Genomic DNA, 20,032 nt, shown 5'->3' with positions numbered 1-20,032 from the left:
GAGGGCCTCTCGGCGGTCAGTTGTCGGAGGCGATGCCGTCGGCCACGCTGCGGGCTACTGTGAGCAGCTTGGCGCGTACCACCCGGGCGGAGGTCATCATCTCGCTGGCCGGCAACGCGCAGGCCAGCACGACGCGGCGTTCCATGTCCTTGTCCGGTGCGACGAGCACCGCGGCGCAGGCCACCCCCTGCCGGAACTGCCCCATCTCCAACTGCATGCCGCGCCGGTCACCGGCGGCCAGGTCGGCCTCGAAACTCTCGGTGGTGGTCAGCGTGGCGGTGGTGAACGGGCGCATGCCGTACTCGCGCAGATAGCGGTAGCGCTGGTCGGTAGTGAGGGTGGCGAGCAGCGACTTGCCGAGCGCTGTCGCGTGCGCCCCTTCGTCGAAGCCGGGGACCAGGTCCTCCAGGTAGGGAGAGCGGTGCCCCTCGGCGACCGCGGTGAGCGCCACCTGACCGCCGACGAACCGACCGAGGTAGTGGCTGTAGCCGGTGTCCAGTGCGGCCCGCCGCAGGGTCTCACCGACCGCTGGCGGGCCCCGGAACGCCGTCACCAGTTCCCGGTACCGGTCGGCCACCTCCAACCCCACGATGTACGTGCCGTCCTCGCGACGGATCACGTAGCCCTCGTAGGCGAGGGTGCGGACCAGGTGGTAGGTGGTGGCCACGGTCAGCTCGCAGCGCCGGGCGATCTGCTTGACGGTCAGGCCCTTCGGGGCGCGACCGACCGACTCCAGCACCCGTAGCGCTCGGGACACGCTGCGAATCAGGTCCGAAGGTTCTGCCAAGGGGTCGCGCACAACCACCTCCGCCGCCGGGGACTTACACCATATGAAAAACAGGCCCGGTGCGAAATGCCTGTTCGGGTCGAGGATGCCAGATCACCATCCACAGCTAGTGCCCCGCCGGTCACCAGGAGTGCTCTGAGCGGGCCTCACGTAGGTTTGCCCAACGATGACCGACACCTCCAACACCCCTGATCCGGCGAACGCCCGACCCCACCCGGTCCGGGCCAGCGCCGGCGCAGTCGTCACCACAGTGGCCTGCGTACTCCCCGTCTTCCTGCTCGGCGGTCTCGCCGTGCAGATGGGCACCGACCTCGGCTTCTCGCCGGCCGGTCTGGGCCTGGCCGTCTCCGTCTACTTCGGGGTCAGCGCGCTGGCCTCGGTGCCCTCCGGCCGCCTGGTCGAGCGGTACGGACCGGCGGTGGTCGCCCGCTGCGGCATCCTGCTGGCCGCCGGGTCGATGCTGGCCGTGGCCGCCTTCGCCCGGTCGTACCCGGTGCTGGTCGGCCTGCTGGCGCTCAGCGCCGCCGCGAACGCGCTCGGCCAGTTGGCCAGCAACGCCGCGCTGGCCCAGCACGTGCCGGCCCGGCGGCAGGGGCTGTCGTTCGGTGTCAAGCAGGCCGCCATCCCGGTCTCCACACTGCTGGCCGGGGCGGCCGTGCCCACCATCGCGCTCACCGCCGGCTGGCGCTGGGCGTTCGTGGCCGCCGCCGTGGCCGCGCTGACGACACTGGCCGCCGTACCCCGGCAGTTGCCCGGCCTGGCCCGACGGGCCGGTGCCGCCCGCGCCGGGCGGGCGACGGCGGCGCTGGTGGTGATCGGCGCGGCGGCGACGTTGGCGTCCGGCGCGGCAAACGCGCTGGGCACCTTCCTGGTGGACTCCGCCGCGGATCGAGGGCTGTCGCCGGGCCTGGCCGGCCTCACCCTGACCCTGGGCAGCGCGGTCTGTGTGGCCGCTCGGGTGGGCGCCGGCTGGTTGGCCGATCGCCGCGAGACCGGCCATGTCGCCCTCATCGCCGCGATGCTGCTCGTCGGCGCGGTCGGATTGGGCCTGCTCGCGTTGACTGGTTCGGTGCCGTTGGTGGTCGGTGTGGTGCTCGGCTTCGGCCTGGGCTGGGCCTGGCCCGGCCTGATGAACTTCGCTGTGGTCCGGCTGCACCCACAGTCACCGGCCACCGCCACCTCGATCACCCAGACCGGGGTGTACGCGGGTGGCTGTCTCGGCCCGCTGAGCCTGGGCCCGCTCGCCGCCCACCTCGGTTACCCGGCGATGTGGACCATCGCGGCGGTGGCGATGCTGCTCGCCGCCGCCCTCATGCTCGTCGGCAGCCGACTGCTGACCCGCGCGGCCGCCGCAACGGGCCGGGGCGTGGATCAGCTGGTGCGGTCGGCGATGTAGTCGCAGAGCGACTCGAGCGCGCTGCGGGACGGGCCGTGCGGCAGCGGGGCGAGCTGCGCGCGGGCCTCCTCGGCGTAGCTGCGCACTGTCTCCCGGGCACGCTTGAGCGCCGGGCTCTCCCGGAGCAGCCCCAACGCCTCGGCGTGCAGTGCGTCGTCGGTCAACGGGCCGGTCGCCAGGATCTCCCGCAGCCGCACCGACGAGGCGTCGGAGTCGTCCGCCTCGCGGGCGTAGAGCACCGGGAGCGTCGGGACGCCCTCGCGCAGGTCGGTGCCGGGGGTCTTGCCCGACTGCACCGACTCGGAGGCGATGTCCAACAGGTCGTCGGAGAGTTGGAAGGCGACGCCGATCGTCTCGCCGTACCCGGCGAGGGCCTCCACGTGCTCCGGGGCGGCACCACCGAACATGCCGCCGAAGCGGGCCGACGTGGCGATCAGTGAGCCGGTCTTCTCGGCGATCACGTGCAGGTAGTGGGCCACCGGGTCGTCGTCGGCGCGCGGCCCCACGGTCTCCGCGATCTGGCCGTGCACCAGCCGGGCGAAGGTGCGCGCCTGCAACCGGACCGCCTCGGGGCCCAGGTCGGCGGCGATGTCCGCCGCGCGGGCGAAGAGGTAGTCACCGACCAGGATGGCGACCGAGTTGGTCCACCGGGAGTTGGCGCTCGGCGCGCCCCGACGGACGGCGGCCTCATCCATCACGTCGTCGTGGTAGAGGGTGGCGAGGTGAGTGAGCTCCATCACCACGGCGGCCGGGACCACCTGCGCGCCGGTCGGGTCACCGAACTGGGCGCCCAGCGCCACCAGCAACGGCCGGAAACGCTTCCCGCCGGCCTCGACGAGGTGCCGGGCAGCCTCGGTGACGAACGGGTCGGCGCTGGCCACGCTGGCCCGCAACTCGACCTCGACCGTGTCCAGAAGACCCAGCACGGACGCCTCGACACGGGGATCGGCGAGGTTGAGGCCAAGCGCGCCGAACTGACTCGTGCTCGCCCGACCCCGTCGACCGCCGGAGCCGGAGGCACCTGAACGCTCGCCCGCCGGATTCACCACGCTATCAACCATGCCACACCCGTTCGACCTGCTCCGGCCCGGGGATACGCACCGGGGGCCGGCACGTGAACACGTGCCGACCCCCGGTCATCGAACCTTCGTTTATCGAACGAATTCGGCGGCTCCAGCAGCCAGATCGAGCAGCGGCGCCGGCGCGACGCCCAACACCAGGGTCGCCAGCACACCGATCGTCAGCGCGGCGGAGGTGAGCCCACCGGGCACGGTGACGGTCGGGGTGGACTCGCCCGGCTCGGAGAGCCACATCATCACCACGACCCGCAGGTACGGGAACGCGAGCACCATGCTGGTCAGCACACCGGCGATCACCAGCCAGGCCTGGCCACCGTCCAACGCCGGCCCGAAGATGGCGAACTTGCTGGTGAATCCGCTGGTCAGCGGGATACCGGCGAAGGCGAGCAGGATGAACGTGAACAGCGCGGCGAAGAACGGCGACCGCCGGCCCAGCCCGGCCCAGCGGGACAGGTGGGTGGCCTCGCCGTCGTCGTCCCGCACCAGCGTCACCACGGCGAACGCGGCCAGCACCGAGAAGCCGTACGCGACCAGGTAGAACATCGTGCCGGCGAGCCCGTCGCGGCTCGGCGCCAACACACCGACCAGCAGGTAGCCGGCGTTGGCGATCGAGGAGTACGCGAGGAGCCGCTTGATGTCGGTCTGGGTGACCGCGAGCACCGCGCCGATCAGCATGGTCAGCACCGCCACCGCGCCGAGGACCGGGGTGAAGTCCCAGTTGGCGTTCGCGAACGCGACCTGGAAGACGCGCAGCAGGGCACCGAACGCGGCGACCTTGGTGCAGGCCGCCATGAACCCGGTGACCGGGGTCGGCGCGCCCTGGTAGACGTCCGGGGTCCAGACGTGGAACGGGGCCGCCGCGGCCTTGAAGAGCAGACCGATGGCGAGCAGCGCCATGCCGGCGAAGAGCAGCACCGGGCTGGCCGGCGACTCGCTCACCGCCGCGTGGATGGTGGCGAAGTCGACGCCGGCCGGGCGGCCCGGGATACCGGCGGTGAAGCCGTAGATCAGGGCCACACCGAACAGGAAGAACGCGGAGGCGTACGCGCCGAGCAGGAAGTACTTCATCGCCGCCTCCTGGCTCAGCAGACGCCGGCGACGGGCCAGCGCGCAGAGCAGGTAGAGCGGCAGGGAGAAGACCTCCAGCGCGATGAACATGGTCAGCAGGTCGTTCGCCGCCACGAAGATCAGCATGCCGCCGATCGCGAACGTGGTCAGCGGGTAGACCTCGGTGAGACCGTTGCGCCCCTCGGCCTGCCGCCGGTCGTCGGCCGACTCGGCGGTCACCGCGGCCTGGGCGACGAACGCCCCGCCCCGCTCGACCGAGCGGTCACCGATCAGCAGCAGCGCCATCGCGGCCAGCACCAGGATCGCGCCCTGGAGGAAGAGCGTCGGCCCGTCGATCGCGAGGGCCTGGCCGGCGGTGATGATCCGCTCGTCGGCGTTGAGGACCACCATGGTCAGTGCCGCGAGCACCGCGAGCAGCGCCAACGTCAACTGCACCACGTGCCGCCAGCGCCGGGGCACCAGGGCCTCGACCAACACACCGAGCAGCGCGGTGCCCAGCATGATCAGGATCGGAGAGATCGCCGAATAGTTGATCGACGGCAGGTTCAGCTCGGTCACGGTGCCGGCCTTTCGTTCGCGACTGCGGGGCTCGCAAGCTCACTCCTCGCGCTCACCGGCCTGCCTCCTGGACGGTGCCCACCGACGGGGCCGGGTCGGTTCTACCGATGTCGTCCATGGTCGCCTGGACGGCGGGGTTGATCACGTCAGTGACCGGCTTCGGGAAGAAGCCGAGCAGCACGATCAGCGCGATCAGGGGGGCGACCACCACCTTCTCGCGCAGGTTGAGGTCCCGGCGCATGCCGTCGACCTCGGTCAGCGCCGGGTTGAGGGTGCCCTGGGTGGTGCGCTGCACCATCCACAGCACGTACGCGGCCGCCAGGATGATGCCGAGCGTGGCGATGACAGCGACCGGCTTGTTCACGGTGAAGGTGCCGATCAGCACCAGGAACTCGGAGATGAACGGCGCCGTACCGGGCAGCGCGAGCGAGGCGAGACCGGCGAAGAAGAGCACCCCGGCGAGCACCGGGACCAGCTTGCCGGCGCCACCGAAGTCGCTGATCAACGACGAGCCGCGCCGGGAGATCAGCATGCCCACCACCAGGAAGAGCAGGCCGGTGGCCAACCCGTGGTTGAGCATGTAGAGCACCGCGCCGGTGCCGGCCTGGGTGGTGAAGGCGAAGATGCCCACCCCGATGAAGCCGAAGTGCGCGATCGAGGTGTACGACACGAGCCGCTTCAGGTCGTTCTGACCGACCGCCAGCAGCGCGGCGTACACGATGCCGATCACGCCCAGGGCCAGCGCCCACGGTGCGAACCACTTCGACGCCTCGGGGAACAGCGGCAGGCAGTAGCGCAGGATGCCGAAGGTGCCGACCTTGTCCAGCACGCCGACGAGCAGCGCCGCCGCGCCCGCCGGAGCGGCGCCACCGGCATCGGGCAGCCAGGTGTGGAACGGGAAGAACGGCGCCTTGATGGCGAACGCGAGGAAGAAGCCGAGGAACAGCCACCGCTCGGTGCCGGTGCTGATGTCGACCTGCGAGAGCGCCTGCCAGTCGAAGGTCTTCCCGCCGACCACCCAGAGGCCGATCACCGCGGCCAGCATGAACAGACCGCCGACGAGCGAGTAGAGGAAGAACTTCACCGCCGCGTACTGCCGCTGGTGGCCGCCGTAGCTGCCGATGAGGAAGTACATCGGCACCAGCATGACCTCGAAGAACACGTAGAACAGGAAGACGTCGGCCGCCGCGAAGACGCCGATCATCGTGCACTCGAGGACCAGCAGCAGCGCGAAGTAGACGGGCACCGACCGCTTCGACGACTCGGCGTCGTGCCAGGACGCCAGGATCACCAGCGGCACCAGCACCGCGATCAGCATCAGCATCACCAGCGCGATGCCGTCGGCGGCGAAGGTGAAGCTGACACCCCAGTTCGGGATCCACGAGTACGACTCGCGGAACTGGAACCGGTCACCGCCGGCGTTGAAGCTGACCCACATCACCACCGAGAGCACCAGCACGAGCAGCGACCAGGCGAACGCCACCTGCTTGGCCAGCTCCGGGCGGTGGCGCGGCAGGAAGGCCACCACCAGGGCGCCCACCAGCGGCGCCACGGTGAGCACCGAGAGGAACGGGAAGTTGGACATTATGCGGCCTTACCTCCGTCGTCACTGCGTGGTCCGCCGGCGGGGGCGGCCGGAAAGAGGTCGATCACGCCAACCACCCCGCCTGCACCGCCAGGAACGCCGCCATCACCAGCAGCGCACCGGCCAGGATCGAGGTGGCGTACGAGCGGACAAAGCCGGTCTGCATCCGGCGGAGGCGACCCGAGCCCCCGCCGACCGCTGCGGCGAGCCCGTTGACGAGCCCGTCGATGCCCCGGTTGTCGAGGTACACCAGCGCCCGGGTGAGGAAGATGCCCGGCTTCTCGAAGACCGCCTCGTTGACCGTGTCGGTGTAGAGGTTGCGGCGGGCGGCGGTGACCAGCACCCCGGCCGGCTGCGGCGCGGTGGCCGTACCGGCCCGGAACAGGAACCAGGCGAGCCCGGCGCCGAGCACGGTGACCAGCAGCGACAGCGTGGTGATCACGGCGTGCGAGAGGACCGCCTCGTGCTCGGCGTGCTCGCCGCCCAGCCCGGCAGTCTCCGTCAGCCAGTCCGGAACGGACGTGGCGAGCAGGAAGCCGGCACCGACCGACCCGACCGCCAGGAGGATCAGCGGAATGGTCATCAGCTTCGGCGACTCGTGCGGGTGCTCGATGTCCTCGGTCCACCGCTGCGGGCCGTGGAAGGTGAGCACGAACAGCCGCGTCATGTAGAACGCGGTCAGCCCGGCGCCGAGCAGCGCCGCCCCGCCGAAGAGCCAGGCGGTCCAGTCGTCCCGCTCGAAGGCGGCCACGATGATCGGCTCCTTGGAGAAGAAGCCGGAGAACGGGAACATGCCGATGATGGCCAGCCAGCCCATCATGAAGGTCAACCAGGTGATCTTCATGTACTTGGAAAGCCCACCGAAGCGGCGGATGTCGACCTGGTCCTTCATCCCGTGCATGACCGAACCGGCGCCCAGGAACATGTTGGCCTTGAAGAAGCCGTGCGCCAGCAGGTGCACGATGGCCAGCGCGTACGCCGCGCCGCCGAGGCCCACACCGAGGAACATGTAGCCGATCTGGCTCACCGTCGACCAGGCGAGCACCCGCTTGATGTCGTCCTTGGCCGCACCGATGATGCAGCCGATCAGCAGGGTGAGCGCGCCGACGCTGACCACAACGAGTTGCAGCGTCGAGTTGGCCGAGAAGATCGGGTTGGACCGGGCGATCAGGTAGACGCCCGCGGTGACCATCGTGGCGGCGTGGATGAGCGCCGACACCGGGGTCGGGCCCTCCATCGCGTCCGGCAACCACGCCTGGAGCGGGAACTGACCGGACTTGCCGGCCGCGCCGAGCAGCAGCAACAGGCCGAGGACCAGCACCGTGGTGCCGGTCAGCGCGCCGACACCGTTGAACACCTCGTCGTACTGGGTGGTGCCCAGGGTGGCGAACATGATGAAGATGCCGATGGCCAGGCCGGCGTCGCCGACCCGGTTCATCAGGAACGCCTTCTTGCCGGCGGTGGCCGCGCTCGGCCGCTCGGTCCAGAAGGAGATCAGCAGGTACGACGCCAGACCGACGCCCTCCCAGCCGAAGTACAGCATCACGTAGTTGTTGCCGAGCACCAGCAGCAGCATCGCCGCGACGAACAGGTTGAAGTACGCGAAGAACCGACGACGGCCGGCGTCGTGCGACATGTACTCCACCGCGTACAGGTGGATCAGGAAACCCACCCCGGTGATCAGCAGTACGAAGACCGCGGCCAGCGGGTCGAAGAGCAGGCCGAAGCCGACGCGCAGATCACCGACCGCGATGAAGTCCCAGAGGCTCAGCTCGACCGACTTGTTCTCCAGGCCACGCAGCTGGAAGAAGAAGCTCAGGCCGAGTACGAACGCGGCGCCGATGGCGGCGACGCCCAACCAGTGCCCCCAGCGGTCGGCCCGGCGGCCGAGCAGCAGCAGGATGGCCGCGCTGACCAGCGGGATCGCCACCAGCAGCCAGACGCCCCCAAGCAGCCCCGTGGCCTGGGCGTATTCCACAGTCTCTTCCACCGGTGGACCCCTCTAGTACTTGAGCAGGTTGGCGTCGTCGACACTCGCCGAGCGTCGCGTCCGGAAGATGGACATGATGATCGCGAGCCCGACCACGACCTCGGCCGCCGCCACCACCATCACGAAGAACGCCATGATCTGGCCGTTGAGGTCACCGTTGATCCGGCTGAAGGTGACCAGCGTCAGGTTGGCCGCGTTGAGCATCAGCTCCACGCACATGAACAGCACGATCGCGTTGCGCCGGACGAGCACCCCGGCGGCGCCGATGGTGAACAGCACCGCCGCGAGCACCAGGTAGTAGTCAGGCGTCATGGCTGAACTCGCTTTCGTTCGCGACTGCGGGGCTCCGCTTCGCTGCACTCCTCGCGCTCACCGGTCCGTACCTTTCAGCGTGGTCTCCTGCGCGGTCAACTCCCGCACCGGCAGGATGTCCGGCGTGCTCCGCTCGGAGAGCCGGCCGTCCGGCAGTCGGGCCGGGGTGGCCACCGAGGACGAGGTCGCGAAGACGCCGGGGCCCGGCTTGGGGCCGGGGTAGTTACCCGGCGCGAAACGGGCCTTCATCGTCGACACCTGGTCGACCTTGTCCTCCTTGCGGCGCTCGATGTGCGCGAGCACCATGGCACCGACCGCCGCGGTGATCAGCAGCGCCGAGGTCAGCTCGAACGCGAAGACGTACTTGGTGAAGAGCAGTCGGGCGATGCCCTGCACGTTGCCCTCCGCGTTGGCCTGCTCCAGGCCGACAGCGGTCGTCCCCTGCAGCGCCCGGTAGAGCGCGCCGCCGACCAGGCCGGCGAAGCCCAGCCCCAGCACGATCGCGGCGACCCGCTGGCCACGCAACGTCTCGATCAGCGAGTCGGTGGAGTCCCGGCCGACAAGCATCAGCACGAAGAGGAAGAGCATCATGATCGCGCCGGTGTAGACGATGATCTGCACCATGCCGATGAACGGCCCGGCCTGGAGCACGTAGAACACGCCCAGGCAGAGCATGGTGAGCACCAGCCAGAGCGCGGAGTGCACAGCGTTGCGCGCGGCCACCATCCCGATCGCGCCGACGAGCGCGAGCGGCCCGAGGATCCAGAAGGTGACCTCCTCGCCGCCGGACACCCCACCCGCCGCGGCCAGCACCGTAGACGTGGTCATGCTTTCTCTCCCTTGCCGGCCGCGACGCGCTGGGCGGCCTGCTCGGCGCCCGGGAACGTCACGCCGGGGTGCTCCTCGACCTGGTAGCGGCCGGGGCCCATCGGGGACGTCTCCGCACCGGCGGAGGTGCCCGGGTTGTCCAGCGCGCCGACGTAGTAGTCCTTCTCGCTGTCGCCCAGCCGCATCGGGTGCGGCGGCTGCTCCATGCCCTCGAGCAACGGCGCGAGCAGCTGCTCCTTGGTGAAGATCAGGTCCTGCCGGTTGTCCCGGGCCAGCTCGTACTCGTTGCTCATGGTGAGCGACCGGGTCGGGCAGGCCTCGATGCACAGCCCGCAGAAGATGCACCGGGCGTAGTTGATCTGGTAGATGCTGGCGTACCGCTCACCCGGCGAGAAGCGCTGCTCGTCGGTGTTGTCGCCACCCTCGACGTAGATCGCGTCCGCCGGGCAGGCCCAGGCGCACAGCTCGCAGCCGATGCACTTCTCCAGGCCGTCCGGGTGCCGGTTGAGGATGTGCCGCCCGTGGTAGCGCGGCGCCGACACCGGCGGCTTGAACGGATAGTCGGTGGTGACGACCTTCCTGAACATGTGCGAGAAGGTGACACCGAATCCCTTGAACGTTCCGGTGATCGCGCCCACGTCACACCTCCCTGGAGTCCGAGCCGGCAACGATGTTGGCCGGCTCCCGCTCGGCGACCACGCGCGTGATACGCGGGCTCGGTGGTACCTGAAGATCCATCGGCGGCAGCGGGAAGCTCCCGTGCGGCCGGTTGTCGACCTGTTCCTGCGTCGTCGGCTTCGGCTTCGGCTTCCGGCTGGGCCAGAAGATCGTGGCGATCAGCAGGATGCCGGCCGGAATCCCGACGGCGATCACCTTGCCGCGGGTGTCCCAGTCCTCGATGGAGCGCAGGCCCGACAGGACCAGGATCCAGACCAGGTTGATCGGCAGCAGCACCTTCCAGCCGAGCCGCATGAACTGGTCGTACCGCAGCCGGGGCAGCGTGCCGCGCAGCCACACGAAGACGAAGACCAGCGCGATCACCTTGCCGAAGAACCAGAGCATCGGCCACCAACCGGAGTTGGCGCCCTCCCAGATGGTGATCGGCCAGGGCGCCCGCCAACCGCCCAGGAACAGCGTGGTGGTGACAGCGGACATGGTCACCATCGCGACGTACTCGCTGAGCATGAAGAGCGCGAACTTCAGCGAGCTGTACTCGGTCATGAAGCCGGCGACCAGCTCGGACTCGGCCTCGGGGAGGTCGAACGGCGCCCGGTTGGTCTCACCCACGGTGGCGATGAAGAAGATGATGAAGCTCGGCAGCAGCAGGATCGCGTACCAGCCCGGGGCCGGGATGGTCTGGCCGAAGACGGTCAGCTGGGTGCCGTCGCCCTGAGCGGCGACGATCCCGCTGGTGCTCATCGTGCCGGCGGTCATGAAGACCGCCACGATGCTGAGCCCCATGGCGACCTCGTAGGAGATCATCTGGGCGCTCGACCGTAGACCACCCAGCAGCGGGTACGTCGAGCCGGAGGCCCAGCCACCCAGCACGATGCCGTAGACGCCCATCGAGGAGCAGGCGAGCAGCAGCAGCACCGCCACCGGCACATCGGTGACCTGCAACGGCGTGTGGTGACCGAAGATGCTCACCATCGGGCCGAACGGCACCACCGACAGGGCGGTGACCGCGCAGATCACCGAGATGGTCGGGGCGAAGAAGTAGACGACCTTGTCGGCCGCCTTCGGCAGGATGTCCTCCTTGAAGGCCATCTTCAGGCCGTCGGCGAGGGTCTGCAGCAGGCCGAACGGGCCGACCTGGTTGGGGCCTGGCCGCACCTGCATGTAGCCGACCACGCGCCGTTCGAACCAGACGCCGAGCAGGGTGGCCAGCAGGCCGAAGGCGAACGCGAAGACAATCTTGCCGAGGACCAGCCACCACGGATCCCGACCGAAGTCGGCAAGCGTCGGATCCTGGGCGAGGTAGGAGGGACTCACTGTGCCCACCTTTCGTTCGCGACTGCGGGGCTCACTCGCTGCGCTCGTTCACTCCTCGCACTCACTGGTTACCCCCGGAGTTGAGGAGCGGACCCGGGAGACCGGTCTCGTCGGCCGCCACACGTCCGGCCGGGATGGCCGTACCCGTTGCGGGGACGGAGATCCGGACGACCGCGCCGGACGTCGCCCCGAGGCTGCGCCGCACTGTCGAGCCGGGTGAGTTGGTCGGCAGCCAGACCACGCCGTCCGGCATCTCGGTGAGTTCCGCCGGCAGGGTCAGCGCCCCCCGGTCGGTGCCGACAGTGACCGCGTCACCGTCGACCACACCGAGCGCCTCGGCGGTGCCCTTACCCAGCCGGACCACCGGCGGACGGGCGGTTCCGGCGAGGTTCTCGTCGCCCTCGGTCAGGGTGCCGAGGTCCACCAGCTGGTGCCAGGTAGCCAGCACGGCCTCCCCGGCCTTCGGCTCCGGCACCCGGCCCGGCGCTACCGACGGCGCGGTCGGTCGGGACATCCGCGTCGCCGGCAGCGTGGCCAGCTCGCGACGCACGCTCAGCACGTCGGCAGTGCCGAGGCGCACGTCGAGCAGCGCTGCCAGTGCGTCGAGCACCCGGCCGTCGGTCATCGCGGCGGTGTTCAGCACCGCCTCGAACGGGCGCAGCCGACCCTCCCAGTCCAGGAAGCTGCCGGCCTTCTCGGCCACCGGGGCGACAGGCAGCACCACGTTCGCGCGCCGGGTCACCGCGCTGGCGCGCAGTTCGAGGCTGACCAGGAACGGCACCGCGTCCAGGGCGGCCTCCGCCAGTCGCGGGTCGGCCAGGTCGGCCGGGTCGACACCGCCGACGACAAGCGCGCCGAGCTGCCCGTTGGCGGCCGCGCTCAGGATGCCGTCGGTGTCCCGGCCGGCCTGGCTCGGAATCACCCCGGCCGGGATGTCCCACGCCTCACCCAGCTCGGCCCGGGCGGCCGGCTCGGTGACCAGCCGTCCACCGGGGAGCAGGTTGGGCAGGCAACCCGCGTCGACAGCGCCGCGGTCACCCGCGCGCCGCGGCACCCAGGCCAACTTCGCGCCGGTACGCCGGGCCACGTCGGCCGCGGCGGAGAGCCCACCCGGCACGGAGGCCAACCGCTCACCGACGATCAGGATCGCGCCCGGTGCGCTCAGCGCCTCGCTGACAGTGGCGTGCTCGGCGAGCACGCTGGCCTCCTCGCCCGGAACCACCCGGGCCAGCTTGGCACCGAGCTTCTCCAGGCCGCGGGTGGCGAAGGGCGCCAGCGCGTACACCGTCAGGGTCTTCTTCAGGTACGCCTTGCGCAGGCGCAGGAAGAGGATCGGGCACTCCTCCTCGGGCTCCAGGCCGACCAGCACCACCGCCGGCGCGTTCTCCACGTCGGTGTAGGTGACGTCGGTGACCCCGGCGACCGAGCTGGCCAGGAAGTCGGCCTCCTCGCGGGAGACCGGCCGGGCCCGGAAGTCGATGTCGTTGGTGTTCAACGCGACCCGGGCGAACTTGGCGTACGCGTACGCGTCCTCGACGGTCAGCCGACCGCCGGTGAGCACCGCCGTGCCCTGCCCGCTCTCCCGCGCGATGTGCAGCCCTTCGGCGGCGACGGTGAGCGCCTCGCTCCAGGACGCCTCGCGCAGCTCACCGGTGTGCTCGTCGCGGACCAGCGGAGTGGTCAGCCGGTCGGCGGCGCGGGTGTACTGGAAGCCCCAGCGGCCCTTGTCGCAGTTCCACTCCTCGTTCACCGCGGGCTCGTCGCCGGCCAGCCGGCGCAGCACCTTGCCACGCCGCCAGTCGGTGCGCTGCCCGCAGCCCGCCGAGCAGTGCTCGCAGACGCTCGGGCTGGAGACCAGGTCGAACGGGCGGGCGCGGAAGCGGTACTGGGCACCGGTCAGCGCGCCCACCGGGCAGATCTGGACGGTGTTGCCGGAGAAGTAGGAGTTGAACGGAACGTCGCCGGCGTCGCCCTCCTCGCCGTACGCGTCGTCCCGGTAGATGTTGATTTCCTCGGCGGACGACCGGCCCATCAGGTCGATGAACTTGTCGCCGGCGATCTCCTCGGAGAACCGGGTGCACCGCTGGCAGAGGACACAACGCTCGCGGTCCAGCAGCACCTGGCTGCTGATCGCCATCGGCTTCTCGTACTCCCGCTTGTGCTCGTGGAAGCGCGAGTCGGTGCGGCCGGTGGACATTGCCTGGTTCTGGAGCGGGCACTCGCCGCCCTTGTCACACATCGGGCAGTCCAGCGGGTGGTTGAGCAGCAGCAGCTCCATCACCCCCTCCTGCGCCTTCTTGGCCACCGGGGAGGTGATCTGGGTCCGCACGACCATGCCGTCGGCGACGGTCTGGGTGCAGGAGGCCACCGGCTTGCGCTGCCCCTCCACCTCGACCAGGCACTGCCGGCAGGCGCCGGCCGGGGCCAGCAGCGGGTGGTCGCAGAACCGGGGGATCTCGGTGCCCATCTGCTCGGCGACCCGGATCAGCAGCGTCCCCTTGGGGGCGGTGACCTCGACGCCGTCGATGGTGAGGGTGACGGTCTCGGGGGCCTTTACGACGTCAGTCATCAGAGCCGCCCTCCATTCGCGACTGCGGGACTCGCAAGCTCGTTCCTCGCGCTCATCAGTGCGCTCCCACCAACTGCTTGTCCGACAGCTTCGGCGCGGTACGTCCCTCGATGTAGTCGAGGTAGTCCTGCTTGAAGTACTGCAGCGAGGAGGTCACCGAGCTGGTCGCGCCGTCACCCAGGCCGCAGAACGAGCGGCCGAGGATGTTGTCGCAGGTGTCCAGCAGGGTGTCCAGGTCTTCGTGGGTGCCCTGACCGGCGAGGATCCGCCGGTAGACCCGGACCATCCAGTAGTTGCCCTCACGGCACGGGGTGCACTTGCCGCACGACTCGTGGTGGTAGAACTCCAGCCACCGGTACGTCGCGTAGACCGGGCAGTCCTGGTCGGAGAAGATCTGGGTGGCAGTGGTGCCGAGGATCGAGCCGGCCGCCGCCACCCCCTCGAAGTCCAGTGGCACGTCCAGGTGCTCGGCGGCGAGCAGCGGGGTGGACGAGCCGCCCGGGGTCCAGAACCGCAGGTTGTGGCCGGGCTGCATGCCACCGGCCAGCTCCAACAGCTCGCGCAGCGTGACACCCATCGAGCACTCGTACTGGCCCGGGTTGGCGACCCGGCCGGAGAGCGAGTAGATCATCGGCCCGGAGGACTTCTCGGTGCCCATGCTCTTCCACCAGTCGGCCCCACCGAGCACGATCGGCGGCACGCTGGCGATGGTGCCGACGTTGTTCACCACAGTCGGGCTCGCGTACAGGCCGTGGGTGGCCGGGAACGGCGGGCGCAGCCGGGGCTGACCCCGGAACCCCTCCAGCGAGTCCAGCAGCGCCGTCTCCTCGCCGCAGATGTACGCCCCGGCGCCGGAGTGCACCACCAGCTCCAGGTCGTAGCCGCTGCGCAGGATGTTCCGGCCCAGGTAACCCTTGTCGTACGCCTCCTGGACCGCGTTGCGCAGCCTGCGCGCGGCGTGCACCGCCTCGCCCCGGATGTAGATGTAGGCGCGGGCGGCCCGGATCGCGTACGACGCGATGATCACGCCCTCGACCAGCGCGTGCGGGTCGTGGGTCATCAGCGGCAGGTCCTTGCAGGTGCCCGGCTCGCCCTCGTCGGCGTTGACCACCAGGTAGTGCGGCTTACCGTCGCCCTGCGGGATGAAGCCCCACTTGAGGCCGGTGGGGAAGCCTGCGCCACCTCGGCCCCGCAGCCCGGAGTCCTTGATGAGCTGGATCAGGTCGTCCGGGTGGGCCTTGAGCGCCTTGCGCAGCGCGGCGTAGCCGTCCAGCTGCTCGTACGTGCCGATCTGCCAGGCGTCCGGCGACAGCCAGCGCTTGGTCAGCACCGGCGTCAGCTTGGCCAGCGTCTCCGGGCGGGGAGTGGTCACTTCTGGGCCCCCGTTTCGTTCGCGTCCGCCGGTCCGGCGCCGTCGGCGTCCGTCCCAGCCTTCGCTTCGGTGAGGTTGCGCTCCTGCGCCCCGGCCTCGTCGCCGGCGGGCTTGCCGTCGCCGGCCGGCGCGTTGGCCGCCACGCCGGCGGCCTCGGCCGCCCGCGCGTCGCCAGCCTCGGGCGCGGTGCCGGTGCCGTCCGTCGGGACCTTGGTGCCGGGGGCGTCCGGCACTGCGGTGCCCGCGTCCGGCTGCCGGGTCTCGGCGGTACGCACCTGCGGCGACTTGTCGTCCGGTGCCTTGACGTCCCGCGTGGTGCTGCCGGTGGCGTCTGCCGGCTTCGCCGGCCCGGTGGCGTCTGCCGGCTTCGCCGGCTCGGCGACCCCGGCCGCCCCCGTCGGGGCGGACGCCCCGTCGCCACCCTTGACCGGCGCCGCACTGGCCTCGACGGGTGCCGGCTTGGCGGCCTCCGCCTTCGCCTTCGCCTCGGCGGCGGCCTTGTCGGCCTCGGCCTTGCTGCGGATCGGGGTGTTCGGGTCGAAGCCCGGCACGGAGACGCCGTGCTGCTGGGCCAGTCGCAGCCCGCGCAGGGTGGGCTCGCCCGGCCCGCCGTCGGCGACCGCGCCGTCACGCTCGTCGGCGAAACCGGCGAGCTGCACCGCCATCTCCTTGAGGGTGCAGAGCCGGGCGCCGCGGGTCGGCATCGGCCGGCCACCGGCCCGCAGCTCGTCGACCACACCGACAGCGGTGGAGGCGTCCACGCCGTCGAAGAAGTCGTAGTTGACGGTCATCACCGGGCCGTAGTCGCACGCCGCCAGGCACTCGGCGTGCTCCAGCGTGATCGTGCCGTCCGCTGTGGTCTCGTCGTGCCCGACGCCCAGGTGCTCGGCGAGGGTGTCGTAGACCTCCTGGCCACCGAGCACGTTGCACATCGTGTTGGTGCAGACGCTGACCAGGAAGTCACCGGTCGGCTTGCGCTTGTACATCGTGTAGAAGGTGGCCACCGCGCCGACCTGGGCCTTGTTCAGCCCCAGCACCTCCGCGCAGAAGGCCACCCCGGCCGGGGAGACGTACCCCTCTTCGGCCTGCACCAGGTGCAGCAGCGGCAGCAACGCCGAGCGGGACCGGTCCGCCGGGTAACGGGCGATGATCTCGCGCGCCCGCTCCCGGGTCTCGTCAGTGAAAGTCGTCGTCATCAGAGCCGCCTTCCGTTCGCGACTGCGGGGCTCGCAAGCTCACTCCTCGCACTCACCTGTCACACCCGCCCATCACCGGGTCCAACGAGGCGCCGCCGGCGATCACGTCGGCGATCAGGCCGCCCTCGGCCATCGCCGGGAGGGCCTGCAGGTTGACGAAGCTCGGCTCCCGGTAGTGCACCCGGTAGGGCCGGGTGCCGCCGTCGGAGACCGCGTGGACGCCCAACTCGCCGCGGGGCGCCTCGATGGCGACGTACACCTGGCCGGGCGGGACCCGGAAGCCCTCGGTCACCAGCTTGAAGTGGTGGATCAGCGACTCCATCGACTGACCCATGATCTTCGCGACGTGCTCCAGCGAGTTGCCCATGCCGTCCACGCCGATGGCCAGCTGCGCCGGCCAGGCGATCTTGCGGTCGGCGACCATCACCGGGCCCGGCCGGAGCCGGTCCAGTGCCTGCTCGACAAGCTTCATCGACTCCCGGATCTCGGCGAGCCGGACCTGGTAGCGGCCCCACACGTCACCGTCGGGGTGGGTCGGCACGTCGAACTCGTACGTCTCGTAGCCGCAGTACGGCATGGTCTTGCGCAGGTCCCAGGCGAGGCCGGCGGAGCGCAGCACCGGGCCGGTGATGCCGAGGGCCACGCAGCCGGTGACGTCCAGCACCGCGACGTTCTTCGTCCGCTCGGTCCAGATCGGCTGGCCGGAGAGAAGGTCCTCGTACTCCTTGAGCTTCTTCGGCATCATCTTGAGGAACTCGCGGATCTTGACGATCGCGTCGTCCGGCACGTCCTGCGCCACACCGCCCGGCCGGACGTACGCGTGGTTCATCCGCAGACCGGTGATGGTCTCGAAGATGTCGAGGATGTACTCCCGCTCGCGGAAGCCGTACAGCATGATCGAGATCGCGCCCAGCTCCATGCCGGTGGTGGCCAGCCAGACCAGGTGCGACGAGATCCGGTTGAGCTCCATCATCAGCACGCGGATCGTGGTGGCCCGCTCGGTGATGTCGTCGGTGATGCCGAGCAGCTTCTCGACCGCGAGCGCGTACGCCGTCTCGTTGAAGATCGGGGCGAGGTAGTCCATCCGGGTCACGAACGTCGAACCCTGGACCCAGTTGCGGTATTCGAGGTTCTTCTCGATGCCGGTGTGCAGGTAGCCGACGACCGAGCGGGCCTCACGGACCGTCTCGCCCTCCAGCTCCAGGATCAGCCGCAGCACCCCGTGCGTGGACGGGTGCTGCGGACCCATGTTGACCACGATCCGCTCGTCGTTGATCGGGTCGGTGCCCGCGACGATCGTGTCCCAGTCCCCACCGGTGACGGTGAAGACCCGGCCCTCGTCGGTCTCGCGCTCGCTGGCGTAGTTCGACGTCGTCACTGGTACGACCTCCGCTCGTTCGGCGGTTGGATCTCCGCGCCCTTGTACTCGACGGGGACGCCGCCGAGCGGGTAGTCCTTGCGCTGCGGGTGGCCCTCCCAGTCGTCCGGCATCAGGATCCGGGTCAGGCTGGGGTGGCCGTCGAAGACGATGCCGAACATGTCGTACGCCTCGCGCTCCTGCCAGTCCGCAGTCGGGTAGACGGCGGTCACGCTGGGCAGGTGCGGGGCCTCGACGGAGACCGCGGCCTCCAGCCGGACCCGCCGCCGGTACGTCATCGAGGTGAGCAGGTAGACCACGTGCAGCCGGCGTTCGTCGGCGCCCAGGTAGTCCACGCCGGACACCGAGGAGCACAGCTCGAACCGCAGCGCCAGGTCGTCCCGCATCACCTGGCAGACCTCGGCGATCCGCTCCGGGCGTACGTGCAGGGTCAGCTCACCCCGGTCGACCACTACCTTCTCGATCGCGTCACCGAAGGCCGGGTACGCCTCCTCCAGCGCGTCGCGGACCTCGTCGAAGTAGCCCCCGTACGGGCGGGAAGCCTCCTCGATGGGCTGGCGCTGGCGGACCAGGCCGCCGTAACCGGACACGTCGCCGGTGCCCTGGTTGCCGAACATCCCGCGACCGGCCGGGCTGGCCGGCGGAAGCTCGGCGGGGGCACCACTGGTGGCGCCGGCCGGCACCACCGGCACCGGCACCCCGCCGTCGTTTGGCTTGTCCGTGGGTGACGTCATTTCGGGCCTACCTGCGGGTGGAGGTGGTTCTGAGCGTTCATCCAGTTCTCGATGCGCAGCTGCTCCTCGCGGCCCTCGCGGACCGCCCGGGTCCACTCGGCGCGCCGCGCCTTGTCGCTGCGGTACGAGGAGGGCATCGAGCCGTAGGGCACTACCGGAACGTCACCGCGCTCCTGGCGGGCAGCGAGCATCTTGCGACCGTTCGGGCCCAGCGGCTCGTACATGATCTTCTCGCGGAGCTTGAGGATCGCGTCGATGAGCATCTCCGGCCGGGGCGGGCAGCCGGGGAGGTACATGTCGACCGGCACGACGTGGTCGACGCCCTGCACGATCGCGTAGTTGTTGAACATGCCGCCGCTGCTGGCGCAGACGCCCATCGAGAGCACCCAGCGCGGCTCGGCCATCTGGTCGTAGATCTGGCGCAGCACCGGGGCCATCTTCTGACTCACCCGGCCGGCCACGATCATCAGGTCGGCCTGCCGGGGCGACGCCCGGAAGACCTCCATGCCCCAGCGGCCCATGTCGTAGTGCGGACCACCGGCGGCCATCATCTCGATGGCGCAGCAGGCCAGGCCGAAGGTGGCGCCCCAAACGGACGACTTCCGAGACCAGTTGACCAGCTTCTCCACCGAGGTGAGCAGGACGCCGGCGGGAAGCTTCTCCTCGATGCCCATCTGACGTTCCTTCCTCAGTCCCAGTCCAGGCCGCCGCGCCGCCACACGTAGGCGTACGCAACGAAGACCGCGACGATGAACAGGACCATCTCCACGAAGCCGAAGATCGGCAGAGCGTCGAACGAGACCGCCCAGGGGTAGAGGAAGATGATCTCGATGTCGAAGACGATGAAGAGCATCGCCGTCAGGTAGAACTTGATCGGGAACCGCCCGCCGCCGACCGGCTGCGGGCTGGGCTCGATGCCGCACTCGTAAGCCTCGAGTTTGGCCTTGTTGTAGCGACGGGGACCGGCGAAGCGGGCGGCGCCAACGGAAAACAGCGAGAACGCCGCGGCGAGGGCGAACAGCCCGATGATCGGTGCGTAAGGCGAGAGCGACATCGTTTTCTCCTGCTCGTCCTTCCCTGCCCTCGGTGCTTGACGAAAATCACACTATTCACGTCCCTCGCAGTGGCAGTCGGCGGGGGTCGATCTTTGTCGGCATCGGGGCTGTGACCAGCACCGATGCCGTCCTA

The 20,032-nt window shown here is 70.0% G+C and carries 17 protein-coding genes; 1 reads left to right on the top strand and 16 read right to left on the bottom strand.

The annotated features are described in order from the left end of the window. Positions 1-16: 16 nt before the first annotated feature. Positions 17-799, bottom strand: coding sequence for an IclR family transcriptional regulator (locus IW249_RS11205; protein WP_124821331.1), 783 nt, complete (start codon positions 797-799; stop codon positions 17-19). Positions 800-953: 154 nt separating this feature from the next. Here IW249_RS11205 and IW249_RS11200 point away from each other — a divergent pair, with 154 nt between their 5' ends. Next, on the top strand, positions 954-2,183 hold the full coding sequence (locus IW249_RS11200; RefSeq protein WP_196920670.1) for an MFS transporter: 1,230 nt from the start codon (positions 954-956) through the stop codon (positions 2,181-2,183). Here the strand turns inward: IW249_RS11200 and IW249_RS11195 are convergent. The 15 genes from IW249_RS11195 to IW249_RS11125 all read right to left on the bottom strand — a co-directional run bounded on the left by IW249_RS11195 (position 2,159) and on the right by IW249_RS11125 (position 19,898). After that, positions 2,159-3,244, bottom strand: a complete 1,086-nt coding sequence (locus IW249_RS11195) for a polyprenyl synthetase family protein (protein ID WP_196920669.1) — start codon at positions 3,242-3,244, stop codon at positions 2,159-2,161. The genes IW249_RS11200 and IW249_RS11195 overlap by 25 nt on opposite strands. A gap of 90 nt (positions 3,245-3,334) precedes the next feature. Further along, complete coding sequence (gene nuoN, locus IW249_RS11190) at positions 3,335-4,888, bottom strand: NADH-quinone oxidoreductase subunit NuoN (RefSeq protein WP_196920668.1); 1,554 nt, start codon at positions 4,886-4,888, stop codon at positions 3,335-3,337. Between the two features lie 52 nt (positions 4,889-4,940). Then, positions 4,941-6,473 (bottom strand): NADH-quinone oxidoreductase subunit M, encoded by a 1,533-nt coding sequence (locus IW249_RS11185; protein ID WP_124821335.1) that lies wholly within the window; start codon positions 6,471-6,473, stop codon positions 4,941-4,943. 64 nt (positions 6,474-6,537) lie between these two features. Beyond that, positions 6,538-8,463: an NADH-quinone oxidoreductase subunit L gene (gene nuoL / locus IW249_RS11180; protein ID WP_196920667.1), complete on the bottom strand. Its 1,926-nt coding sequence runs from the start codon at positions 8,461-8,463 to the stop codon at positions 6,538-6,540. 12 nt (positions 8,464-8,475) lie between these two features. Next, the gene (nuoK, locus tag IW249_RS11175; protein ID WP_030486270.1) at positions 8,476-8,775 is read right to left on the bottom strand and encodes an NADH-quinone oxidoreductase subunit NuoK; all 300 of its coding nucleotides are present in this window, start codon (positions 8,773-8,775) and stop codon (positions 8,476-8,478) included. A gap of 57 nt (positions 8,776-8,832) precedes the next feature. Beyond that, entirely contained in the window at positions 8,833-9,603 is a 771-nt protein-coding gene (locus IW249_RS11170; protein WP_196920666.1) for an NADH-quinone oxidoreductase subunit J, read from the bottom strand. Beyond that, positions 9,600-10,241, bottom strand: a complete 642-nt coding sequence (gene nuoI, locus IW249_RS11165) for an NADH-quinone oxidoreductase subunit NuoI (protein WP_196920665.1) — start codon at positions 10,239-10,241, stop codon at positions 9,600-9,602. The genes IW249_RS11170 and nuoI overlap by 4 nt, the downstream gene beginning before the upstream one ends. 1 nt (position 10,242) lies before the next feature. Then, entirely contained in the window at positions 10,243-11,595 is a 1,353-nt protein-coding gene (nuoH, locus tag IW249_RS11160) for an NADH-quinone oxidoreductase subunit NuoH (RefSeq protein ID WP_196920664.1), read from the bottom strand. A gap of 61 nt (positions 11,596-11,656) precedes the next feature. Beyond that, a complete protein-coding gene (locus tag IW249_RS11155; RefSeq protein ID WP_196920663.1) occupies positions 11,657-14,164 on the bottom strand; it encodes an NADH-quinone oxidoreductase subunit G in 2,508 nt (835 codons plus the stop codon). A 55-nt stretch (positions 14,165-14,219) separates the two neighbouring features. Then, positions 14,220-15,536 (bottom strand): NADH-quinone oxidoreductase subunit NuoF, encoded by a 1,317-nt coding sequence (gene nuoF, locus IW249_RS11150; protein ID WP_196920662.1) that lies wholly within the window; start codon positions 15,534-15,536, stop codon positions 14,220-14,222. Further along, complete coding sequence (gene nuoE / locus IW249_RS35205; protein WP_196920661.1) at positions 15,533-16,732, bottom strand: NADH-quinone oxidoreductase subunit NuoE; 1,200 nt, start codon at positions 16,730-16,732, stop codon at positions 15,533-15,535. The genes nuoF and nuoE overlap by 4 nt, the downstream gene beginning before the upstream one ends. A gap of 52 nt (positions 16,733-16,784) precedes the next feature. Continuing rightward, on the bottom strand, positions 16,785-18,110 hold the full coding sequence (locus IW249_RS11140; protein ID WP_196920660.1) for an NADH-quinone oxidoreductase subunit D: 1,326 nt from the start codon (positions 18,108-18,110) through the stop codon (positions 16,785-16,787). Next, positions 18,107-18,844 (bottom strand): NADH-quinone oxidoreductase subunit C, encoded by a 738-nt coding sequence (locus IW249_RS11135; RefSeq protein ID WP_196920659.1) that lies wholly within the window; start codon positions 18,842-18,844, stop codon positions 18,107-18,109. Before IW249_RS11135 ends, IW249_RS11140 begins: the two co-directional genes overlap by 4 nt. Then, positions 18,841-19,518, bottom strand: coding sequence for a NuoB/complex I 20 kDa subunit family protein (locus IW249_RS11130; protein WP_088986765.1), 678 nt, complete (start codon positions 19,516-19,518; stop codon positions 18,841-18,843). The genes IW249_RS11135 and IW249_RS11130 overlap by 4 nt, the downstream gene beginning before the upstream one ends. A 14-nt stretch (positions 19,519-19,532) precedes the next feature. Beyond that, on the bottom strand, positions 19,533-19,898 hold the full coding sequence (locus IW249_RS11125; RefSeq protein ID WP_007454588.1) for an NADH-quinone oxidoreductase subunit A: 366 nt from the start codon (positions 19,896-19,898) through the stop codon (positions 19,533-19,535). Positions 19,899-20,032 lie beyond the last annotated feature (134 nt).

Origin of the sequence: Micromonospora vinacea (assembly GCF_015751785.1) — a bacterium.
Lineage (GTDB): Bacteria > Actinomycetota > Actinomycetes > Mycobacteriales > Micromonosporaceae > Micromonospora > Micromonospora vinacea.
The sequence above is the reverse complement of the archived record's forward strand: the minus strand, read 5'-3'. Positions and strand labels throughout refer to the sequence as shown.